We start from the raw sequence: 9,186 nt of genomic DNA, 5'->3' as shown, positions 1-9,186 counted from the left end.
GCGGAGGAGGGCGCCGACGCGAGGGGGCCCCTCCCCGCCCGGGCGGGGCCGGGAGCCCGGGGAAGCCGGCGACCGACGACAACGCCGCGGACGGGCGTGCCGGATTCCACGTCTTCGGCATGACCCGCCGGACAGGCCCTGGGCCCGGTCTCCTGACCTCCCGGCCTTTGGGCCGTGCGCCTCAGCGCAGTCCGGTTCGCCGACGGAGCGCCGCCTGCACCAGCCGGTCCACCAGCTCGGAGTACTCGATGCCGGTGGCCTCCCACATCTTCGGGTACATCGAGATGGGCGTGAAGCCGGGCATCGTGTTGATCTCGTTGATGACGAACCCGCCGTCCTCGGTGAGGAAGAAGTCCGCGCGCACCAGCCCTTCGCAGCCCGCCGCCTCGAACGCCTCCACCGCCAGCCGGCGCACCTCGGCGGTCTCCTCGCCGGTCAGCGGTGCGGGCACCATGCCGGGCGTGGAGTCGATGTACTTGGCCTCGAAGTCGTAGTAGGCGTGCGCGTCGGGCGGCGGGATCTCTGCGGGCACCGAGGCACGCGGGCCGTCCTCGAACTCCAGCACCCCGCATTCGATCTCGCGGCCGCGCAGGGTGGCCTCCACCAGGATCTTCGGGTCGTGCCGCCGGGCCTCGGTGATCGCCTCGTCCAGGCCGGCGAGGTCGTCGACCTTGGTGATGCCGATCGAGGAGCCCGCCCGCGCGGGCTTCACGAACAGCGGCCAGCCGTGCTCCCCGGCGAAGTCGACGATCTTCTTGCGGGCGGCGGACTCGTCGTTCTCCCACTCGCGGGGCCGGATCACCACGTACGGGCCGACCTTGAGCCCGAAGGAGGTGAACACCCGCTTCATGTACTCCTTGTCCTGCCCGACGGCGGAGGCGAGCACCCCGGAGCCCACGTAGGGAACGCCGGAGAGCTCCAGGAGTCCCTGCAGGGTGCCGTCCTCACCGTAGGGGCCGTGCAGCACGGGGAAGACGACGTCGACCTCGCCGAGCGCCTTCGGCACCGAACCGGGCTCGCTGTAGACGACCTCGCGGTTCGCGGGGTCGAGGGGGAGCACCACCGTGCCCTCGGCCGCGTCGGTGAGCTGGTCCACACTGGGCTGGCGCCGGTCGACGATGGCCATGCGGTCCGGCTCGTCGGCGGTGAGTGCCCAGCGGCCGTCCCGGGTGATACCGATCGGCAGGACGTCGTACTTCGTCCGGTCGATGGCCCTGAGGACGGCGCCGGCGGTGACCACGGAGATCCCGTGTTCGGAGCTGCGCCCGCCGAACACAACGGCCACACGCGGCTTGCGAGGCGGCTGCTCGGGGGTCTGGGGGAGGTTCTGGGTGCTCATATGGCGATGAGGGTACCCGGTGGCCGTACCCCCGATACAGCGCCCACGGTGCGGCAAACGGAGGGCCGGCGCGCGGGACGGTGCCGCCGGCGCTCCGCCGTCGCTCAGTGTCGTTCCGGCTTCGCGCTGCGCGACATCAGTTCCTTGAGGGCGACCACCGGGGGCGTGCCCTCGTGCACGATGCCGACGACCGTCTCGGTGAGCGGCATGTCGACGCCGTGCCGACGGGCCAGATCCAGCACCGACTCGCAGGACTTGACGCCCTCGGCGGTCTGTCTGGTGACCGCGACGGTCTCCTGCAGGGTCATGCCCTTGCCGAGGTTGGTGCCGAAGGTGTGGTTGCGCGAGAGCGGCGAGGAGCACGTGGCCACCAGGTCGCCCAGGCCCGCGAGCCCGGCGAAGGTCAGCGGGTCCGCGCCGAGCGCGACCCCGAGCCGGGTGGTCTCGGCGAGCCCGCGGGTGATGAGCGAGCCCTTGGCGTTGTCGCCGAGCCCCATGCCGTCCGCGATGCCGACGGCCAACCCGATCACGTTCTTCACGGCGCCGCCCAGCTCGCAGCCGACGACGTCGGTGTTGGTGTACGGGCGGAAGTACGGCGTGTGGCAGGCGGTCTGGAGCCGCTGGGCGACGGCCTCGTCGGTGCAGGCGACGACGGTGGCGGCCGGCATCCGGGCGGCGACCTCCCGGGCGAGGTTGGGTCCGGTGACCACGGCGATCCGGTCGGCGCCGACCCCGGCGACGTCCTCGATCACCTCGCTCATCCGCATGGCGGAGCCGAGTTCGACGCCTTTCATCAGTGACACCAGGACCGTGTCCGGGGCGAGCAGCGGCTTCCATCCGGCGAGGTTGTCGCGCAGCGTCTGGGAGGGGATCGTGAGGACGGTGAAGTCGGCGTCGCGCGCGGCCTCGGCGGCGTCCGTGGTGGCCCGCAGGTTCGCCGGGAGTTCGACTCCGGGCAGGTAGTCGGGGTTGGTGCGGGTGGAGTTGACCGCGTCGACGAGTCCGGGGCGTCGCGCCCACAGCACCACGTCGCATCCGGCGTCGGCGAGCACCATGCCGAAGGCCGTACCCCACGATCCGGTGCCGAAGACGGCCGCCTTGACCGGCTTGCTCACGTGTTCAGCCCTTCTTCCCGCGCGGTGGCACGTTCCCCGGGCCACCGCTGTTCGTTCTGCCGTTCCTGGTGCCGGTGTTCCGCCGGTCCGGACCCGCACGAGCCGGCGGAGCACCTGCGCCGGGTCTGGGCCCGGGTCTTGTGACGCTGTTCCACGCGTTCACGCTGCGGATCGTAGGGCTCCTCGGGGGCCTTCTCGCCGCGGATCTCCTCCAGCTGGCGGGTCACCGCGGCCATGATGGCCCCGGTCGCCTCCCTGAGCAGCTCGGGGGTCATCTCCCGGCCGTAGAAACGGTCCAGGTCGACCGGCGGTCCGGCCAGCACACGGTGCGTCTTGCGCGGGAAGAGGCGGGGCTTGGAGGCGTACGGCGGCAGCACCTCGTTGGCTCCCCACTGCGCGACCGGGACGACGGGGCACCTGGTCTCCAGGGCGACCCGCGCGGCACCGGTCTTGCCGGTCATGGGCCAGCCGTCCGGGTCGCGGGTGAGAGTGCCCTCGGGGTAGAAGGCAACGCATTCGCCGCGCTCCACGGCGTCGATCGCGGCCCGGAAGGCGCTGAGCGCGTCCGTGCTTTCGCGATAGACGGGGATCTGCCCGGTGCCGCGCATCATGGCACCGACGAATCCCTTGTTGAAAAGACCGCTCTTCGCCAGGAATCGCGGAACACGACCGGTGTTGTACTGAAAGTGTCCGTAGGCGACGGGGTCAATGTGCGAATTGTGATTTACCGCAGTGATAAATCCACCTTGGGCCGGAATGTTCTCCATTCCGCGCCACTCCCGCTTGAGCAGAACCACCAGCGGGGGTTTGCAGATCACCGCGGCGAAGCGGTACGCGAAGCCGATTCTGCGGCGCGGCACAGGGACACCTTCCTCTAAGTCCTGGACCCGGGGGCCAGGTGGGCCGCACAAGTGTCGCCCCGGGCCGACGGTCTGTCGAGAACACCGTACGCCCCAGTACCCCGGCCGCCGGGGGCCGCGGGGGACAATGACGACGACAAGAGAGGGACGTAACACGCGTGCAGTGGACCTTGGTGGTACCCCTGAAACCGCTGGCCGAGGCCAAGAGCAGGCTCTCCGGCACCGCGGACGACGCCCTGCGTCCGGGGCTCGCGCTCGCCTTCGCACAGGACACGGTGGCGGCCGCCCTGGCATGCCGCGCGGTGCGGGACGTGGTGGTCGTCACGGACGACGCCCTGGCCGGCCGCGAGCTGGCCGCGCTGGGTGCGGGCATCGTCGCCGACGAGCCGGGCAGCGGCCTGAACGCGGCCCTCGCCCACGCGGCCGCGACCGTGCGGACCGTGTGGCACGCGGGCCCCGTGGCTGCCCTGAACGCCGATCTCCCGGCGCTGCGCCCGGCCGAACTGGCGCGCGTACTGGAGGGGGCGGCCGCGTTCCCGCGCGCGTTCCTCCCCGACACCGCGGGCGTCGGCACCACGCTGCTCGCAGCGGCGGCGACGGAGGAACTGCGGCCGTCCTTCGGACCCGCTTCCCGGGCCCGGCACCGCGCGCGGGGAGCCGTCGAACTGTGCCTCGGCTCGGTGGATTCCGTACGGCAGGACGTGGACACGGGGGACGATCTGCGGGCGGCGCTGGCGCTGGGGGTGGGGCCCCGCACGGCGGCCGCCACCGCACGGCTGCTGATCGCGGAGCAGTAGGCTGCGGCCATGCAGGCGACCGCGTACACCTACGACCCCGAGAGCCGAAGCGGCCAGGTGCTGCTGGACGACGGCACTCCGGTGCCCTTCGACGCACCGGCGTTCGACGCGGGAGGCCTGAGACTGCTGCGTCCCGGGCAGCGCGTGCGCATCGAGACCCGGGGCGAGGGCGCGGCCCGACGGATCACCCTGGTGACGCTCCAGACGTTCTGACCACCGTCCACGCTCCGACGCCGTTCCGGGTGTGCTCCGGCACACCGCGGGCCGGACTCCGTCACGGAGTCCGGCCCGGCGCGTGAGTACCGCTTCGCCGCCGCTACTTCTTGCGGGCGGTGGTCTTCTTGGCGGTGGTCTTGCGTGCGGTCGACTTCTTGGCGGGCGCCTTCGTGGCCGTCGCCTTCTTCGCCGGGGACTTCTTGGCGGTCGTCTTCTTCGCGGCGGAGGTCTTGGCGGTCGCCGCGGACGCGCCGGTGGCCTTCTTGGCGGTGGTCTTCTTCGCGGTGGTCTTCTTGGCGGTGGTCTTCTTGGCGGCGGCCCGCTTCGCCGTCGCCTTCTTCGCGGCGGCCTTCTTCACCGTCGCGGAAGCCCCGCCGGACAGGCTGCCCTTGGGTGCCTTCTTGACGGCGACCTCGCCACCGCGCGGCAGCTTCTTCGAGCCGCTCACCAGGTCCTTGAAACCCTGGCCCGCACGGAAACGCGGCACCGACGTCTTCTTGACCCGGACCCGCTCGCCGGTCTGGGGGTTGCGGGCGTAGCGGGCCGGGCGGTCGACCTTCTCGAACGAACCGAAGCCGGTGACCGAGACCCGGTCACCCGCGACCACAGCACGGACGACGGCGTCCAGGACGGCGTCGACGGCATCGGCGGCCTGCTGCCGGCCGCCCATCTTGTCGGCAATCGCTTCTACGAGCTGCGCCTTGTTCACGTCTTCCCCTTCGGAGACATCGCCCGAACGAATCCGTTCAAGCGTTTTCGCACGTTAGGCAGATATATACCGCAAATCAAACACGAAACGGGCTTATCACCCTTGTGCCGCAACGAGCTCGGCCGCCTCGAGCGGTTCAGCGTTCCTCTTCGGGAAATCGGCCCTCGTCGAGGTCCGTGATGAACCGCTCCAGCCGCTTTGCCGCAGAGGCGAGATCGTGCTTGGCCGCGGCCGTAATGACCAGCAGCTTCCGGGCCAGCGCCATCCGTACGCCCTCCGGTACTTGCAGTGCGCGCACTCTTGCATGCGCTTCTTTGAGCCGGACCGCGACCGCCGCGTAAAGCTCGAGTTGGCCGTCGCGTTCCATGCACAGATTGTGCCATCTGGGGCGAGTTGTCGCCTGCGCAGGGGGCAACTGCCACCTCGGACGGTGGTCCGAGCACACTCCGGGGCAACGCGCACGTGACACGTGTACCCCGGCAACCACCTTCATAACGTGGGAAGTTGCCAGGCCTCAAGAGGGCGCGCGGGTCCGAACGGGTGCAGACACGGCCGTACCCCCGATCGGGCCGATCGGGGGTACGGAAGGGGGTTCGCGTGGCTGAAAGTCGACCTGCCGCCCGGACTGCGTGCTGCGGAGGGTCAGGCTCCCTGCGCCGTGAGCGTCCGCGGCTTGAACGACGGGCGCTTCGCCTCGTACGTGGCGATGTCCGCCTCGTTCTGCAGGGTGATGGAGATGTCGTCGAGCCCGTTCAGCAGCCGCCAGCGGGAGTTCTCGTCGAGCTCGAAGGCGGCGGTGATCCCCTCGGCGCGCACCTCGCGGGCCTCGAGGTCGACGGTGATCTCGGCCTCGGGGTCCCGCTCGGTGAGCTCCCAGAGCGCGTCCACGATCCTCTGCTCGATGACGACGGTGAGCAGGCCGTTCTTCAGCGAGTTGCCGCGGAAGATGTCGGCGAAGCGGGAGGAGATCACGGTCTTGAAGCCGTAGTTCTGCAGCGCCCAGACGGCGTGCTCGCGGGAGGAGCCGGTGCCGAAGTCGGGGCCGGCGACCAGGACCGTGGCGCCCTCGCGCTCGGGGCGGTTGAGCACGAACTCCGGGTCCTTGCGCCAGGCCTCGAACAACCCGTCCTCGAACCCGTCCCGCGTCACCTTCTTGAGCCAGTGGGCGGGGATGATCTGGTCGGTGTCGACGTTGCTGCGGCGCAGCGGGACGGCCCGGCCGGTGTGCGTGGTGAATGCTTCCATGGCTATCGGACTCCAGCGGGCGTACGGGTGTCGGCGGCGAGGTCGGCCGGGGAGGCCAGGTGGCCGAGGACCGCGGTGGCGGCGGCGACCTGCGGGGACACCAGATGGGTACGCCCCCCCTTGCCCTGCCGGCCCTCGAAGTTGCGGTTGGAGGTGGACGCGGAGCGCTCACCGGGAGCGAGCTGGTCGGGGTTCATGCCCAGGCACATGGAACAGCCCGCGTGCCGCCACTCGGCACCGGCCTCCTTGAAGACCACGTCCAGGCCCTCGGAGACGGCCTGCAGACCGACCCGCGCGGAGCCCGGGACGACCAGCATCCGCACCCCGTCGGCGACTTTGCGGCCCTTGACGATGTCCGCGACGGCGCGCAGGTCCTCGATCCGCCCGTTGGTGCAGGACCCTACGAAGACGGTGTCGACGTTGATGGAGGTCAGGGGCTGACCGGCCTCCAACCCCATGTACTCCAGGGCCTTTTCGGCGGCGAGGCGCTCCGAGGCGTCTTCGTACGAGGCGGGGTCGGGGACCGCCGCGGACAGCGGCGCGCCCTGGCCCGGGTTGGTGCCCCAGGTGACGAACGGGGACAGCCGGGAGGCGTCGATGACGACCTCGGCGTCGAACTCGGCGTCGTCGTCGGTGCGCAGCGTCTTCCAGTAGGCGACGGCCGCGTCCCAGTCCTCGCCCTTCGGGGCGTGCGGACGGCCCTCGAGGTAGGCGAACGTCGTCTCGTCGGGGGCGATCATGCCCGCGCGGGCGCCGGCCTCGATCGACATGTTGCAGATGGTCATGCGGGCCTCCATCGAGAGCTTCTCGATGGCCTCGCCGCGGTACTCCAGGATGTAGCCCTGGCCGCCGCCGGTGCCGATGCGCGCGATGACCGCCAGGATCAGGTCCTTGGCCGTGACGCCGTCGGGCAGTTCGCCGTCGACGGTGATCGCCATGGTCTTCGGGCGGGCCAGCGGCAGCGTCTGGGTGGCGAGGACGTGCTCGACCTGGGAGGTGCCGATACCGAAGGCCAGTCCGCCGAACGCGCCGTGCGTGGAGGTGTGCGAGTCTCCGCAGACCACGGTCATGCCGGGCTGGGTCAGGCCCAGCTGGGGTCCGACGACATGCACGACGCCCTGCTCGACGTCGCCCAGCGAGTGCAGCCGGACGCCGAACTCGGCGCAGTTCGCCCGCAGCGTCTCCAGCTGGATGCGGGAGACCGGGTCGGCGATGGGCTTGTCGATGTCGAGGGTCGGGGTGTTGTGGTCCTCGGTCGCGATGGTGAGGTCGAGGCGACGCACCGTGCGGCCGCTCTTGCGGAGGCCGTCGAAGGCCTGGGGGCTGGTCACCTCGTGCAGCAGGTGCAGATCGATGAAGAGGAGGTCGGGCTCGCCCTCGGCGCGCCGGACGACGTGGTCGTCCCAGACCTTCTCCGCGAGTGTCCTACCCATCGCTTTCCCTCCGGCCGGCAAAGGCGCGCCGGCCCAACTAGAGATCTGTGAGGAGACGGCGCCCCCACCCCCGCTTCCGGGGCGTCGCCGCCCGGCCCGGTGATTCACGGGCCGTGGTGCTGATGAACTGTGTACGTCCAGAGTGGCGCGTTCCACCGAAAATTGAACTTGCGTTTCACAGAGTGAGACGTGAGTATCGTTGCATGGACAACAGTAGCGGCGTCGGCGTTCTGGACAAGGCAGCCCTTGTCCTGAGCGCTCTGGAGTCCGGTCCGGCCACCCTCGCGGGGTTGGTCGGTGCCACCGGACTGGCACGACCCACGGCCCACCGCCTGGCCGTGGCCCTGGAACACCACCGGCTGGTGGCACGCGACATGCAGGGCAGGTTCATCCTCGGCCCGCGCATGGCCGAGCTGGCCGCGGCGGCCGGCGAGGACCGGCTGCTCGCCACGGCGGGCCCCGTGCTCACGCACCTCCGCGACATCACCGGCGAGAGCGCCCAGCTCTACCGCCGCCAGGGCGACATGCGTATCTGTGTCGCCGCGGCCGAGCGCCTGTCCGGTCTGCGGGACACGGTCCCGGTGGGCTCCACGCTCACGATGAAGGCCGGTTCCTCCGCGCAGATCCTGATGGCCTGGGAGGAGCCGGAGCGCCTGCACCGCGGCCTGCAGGGCGCCCGTTTCACGGCGACGGCCCTGTCGGGTGTCCGGCGCCGCGGCTGGGCGCAGTCGATCGGGGAGCGCGAGCCCGGTGTGGCCTCGGTCTCCGCGCCGGTGCGCGGCCCGTCCAACCGCGTGGTGGCCGCCGTCTCGGTCTCGGGGCCGATCGAGCGACTGAGCCGCCACCCGGGCCGGATGCACGCCCAGGCCGTCATCGACTCCGCGACCCGCCTCTCCGAGGCGCTGCGCCGCACCTGACCGTTTTCCCTGTCGTCCCGTGGGGAACGGCCCGCCTCAACGCCGCGGCAGGCCCTCCCCCGGACCTGCGGATACGCGGTGGATGTACGGACACGACGAAAGCCCTCCACCGAAGTGGAGGGCTTCCTTCTTTGTACCCCCGACCGGATTCGAACCGGCGCTACCGCCTTGAGAGGGCGGCGTGCTAGGCCGCTACACAACGGGGGCATGGACACTGCGTTTCCGCAGGTCCGAGCTGGTCTACCTGGACTCGAACCAAGACTAACTGAACCAGAATCAGTCGTGCTGCCAATTACACCATAGACCAATGATGGTTTAGACCAGTTCAGTACCCCCGACCGGATTCGAACCGGCGCTACCGCCTTGAGAGGGCGGCGTGCTAGGCCGCTACACAACGGGGGCCCTAGCGATCCTGCATCGTGAGCAGTGGGAGCTACCCTGCTGCCCTCGCGGGAAGGATCTGTACCCCCGACCGGATTCGAACCGGCGCTACTGCCTTGAGAGGGCAGCGTGCTAGGCCGCTACACAACGGGGGCTTGCGGATGAGATCCGCAC

At 70.5% G+C, this 9,186-nt stretch carries 10 protein-coding genes and 4 tRNA genes; 3 read left to right on the top strand and 11 right to left on the bottom strand.

Features of this window, described 5'->3' with window-relative positions; genetic code table 11:
- Window positions 1–181: 181 nt before the first annotated feature.
- The 3 genes from ACFWVE_RS27090 to ACFWVE_RS27080 form a co-directional block, all read right to left on the bottom strand.
- Window positions 182–1,339 carry a D-alanine--D-alanine ligase family protein gene (locus ACFWVE_RS27090; RefSeq protein ID WP_384019078.1) on the bottom strand — a complete coding sequence of 386 codons (1,158 nt, stop codon included), beginning with the start codon at window positions 1,337–1,339 and terminating at the stop codon, window positions 182–184.
- 104 nt (window positions 1,340–1,443) lie between these two features.
- On the bottom strand, window positions 1,444–2,454 hold the full coding sequence (locus ACFWVE_RS27085) for an NAD(P)H-dependent glycerol-3-phosphate dehydrogenase (protein WP_384019075.1): 1,011 nt from the start codon (window positions 2,452–2,454) through the stop codon (window positions 1,444–1,446).
- Window positions 2,451–3,314 (bottom strand): lysophospholipid acyltransferase family protein, encoded by an 864-nt coding sequence (locus ACFWVE_RS27080; protein WP_384019073.1) that lies wholly within the window; start codon window positions 3,312–3,314, stop codon window positions 2,451–2,453. The genes ACFWVE_RS27085 and ACFWVE_RS27080 overlap by 4 nt, the downstream gene beginning before the upstream one ends.
- A gap of 158 nt (window positions 3,315–3,472) precedes the next feature.
- Between ACFWVE_RS27080 and cofC the strand changes: the two genes are divergently transcribed.
- Both cofC and ACFWVE_RS27070 read left to right on the top strand, forming a co-directional pair.
- Window positions 3,473–4,111: a 2-phospho-L-lactate guanylyltransferase gene (gene cofC / locus ACFWVE_RS27075; protein ID WP_384019070.1), complete on the top strand. Its 639-nt coding sequence runs from the start codon at window positions 3,473–3,475 to the stop codon at window positions 4,109–4,111.
- 9 nt (window positions 4,112–4,120) lie between these two features.
- Entirely contained in the window at window positions 4,121–4,324 is a 204-nt protein-coding gene (locus ACFWVE_RS27070; protein ID WP_384019067.1) for a hypothetical protein, read from the top strand.
- A 103-nt stretch (window positions 4,325–4,427) separates the two neighbouring features.
- Here ACFWVE_RS27070 and ACFWVE_RS27065 read toward each other — a convergent pair whose 3' ends face one another.
- From ACFWVE_RS27065 to leuC, 4 genes are all read right to left on the bottom strand, one after another.
- Window positions 4,428–5,036 (bottom strand): HU family DNA-binding protein, encoded by a 609-nt coding sequence (locus ACFWVE_RS27065; RefSeq protein ID WP_384019064.1) that lies wholly within the window; start codon window positions 5,034–5,036, stop codon window positions 4,428–4,430.
- A 136-nt stretch (window positions 5,037–5,172) separates the two neighbouring features.
- Complete coding sequence (locus ACFWVE_RS27060; protein ID WP_384019061.1) at window positions 5,173–5,403, bottom strand: hypothetical protein; 231 nt, start codon at window positions 5,401–5,403, stop codon at window positions 5,173–5,175.
- Between the two features lie 275 nt (window positions 5,404–5,678).
- The gene (leuD, locus tag ACFWVE_RS27055) at window positions 5,679–6,281 is read right to left on the bottom strand and encodes a 3-isopropylmalate dehydratase small subunit (RefSeq protein WP_384019058.1); all 603 of its coding nucleotides are present in this window, start codon (window positions 6,279–6,281) and stop codon (window positions 5,679–5,681) included.
- A 2-nt stretch (window positions 6,282–6,283) separates the two neighbouring features.
- A complete protein-coding gene (leuC, locus tag ACFWVE_RS27050) occupies window positions 6,284–7,714 on the bottom strand; it encodes a 3-isopropylmalate dehydratase large subunit (protein ID WP_384019055.1) in 1,431 nt (476 codons plus the stop codon).
- Between the two features lie 203 nt (window positions 7,715–7,917).
- Between leuC and ndgR the strand changes: the two genes are divergently transcribed.
- The gene (gene ndgR, locus ACFWVE_RS27045) at window positions 7,918–8,631 is read left to right on the top strand and encodes an IclR family transcriptional regulator NdgR (RefSeq protein WP_042168001.1); all 714 of its coding nucleotides are present in this window, start codon (window positions 7,918–7,920) and stop codon (window positions 8,629–8,631) included.
- Between the two features lie 134 nt (window positions 8,632–8,765).
- On the opposite strand, the gene ACFWVE_RS27040 is transcribed toward ndgR, so the two are convergent.
- The 4 genes from ACFWVE_RS27040 to ACFWVE_RS27025 all read right to left on the bottom strand — a co-directional run bounded on the left by ACFWVE_RS27040 (window position 8,766) and on the right by ACFWVE_RS27025 (window position 9,167).
- Window positions 8,766–8,838: transfer RNA gene (locus ACFWVE_RS27040), tRNA-Glu, on the bottom strand.
- A 28-nt stretch (window positions 8,839–8,866) separates the two neighbouring features.
- Window positions 8,867–8,938 (bottom strand) — tRNA-Gln (locus ACFWVE_RS27035).
- Between the two features lie 22 nt (window positions 8,939–8,960).
- Window positions 8,961–9,033, bottom strand: a tRNA-Glu gene (locus ACFWVE_RS27030).
- Between the two features lie 61 nt (window positions 9,034–9,094).
- Window positions 9,095–9,167, bottom strand: a tRNA-Glu gene (locus tag ACFWVE_RS27025).
- Window positions 9,168–9,186: the final 19 nt, after the last annotated feature.

The organism is Streptomyces sp. NPDC058632 (assembly GCF_042717095.1).
Taxonomy (GTDB): Bacteria; Actinomycetota; Actinomycetes; order Streptomycetales; family Streptomycetaceae; genus Streptomyces.
The sequence above is the reverse complement of the archived record's forward strand: the minus strand, read 5'-3'. Positions and strand labels throughout refer to the sequence as shown.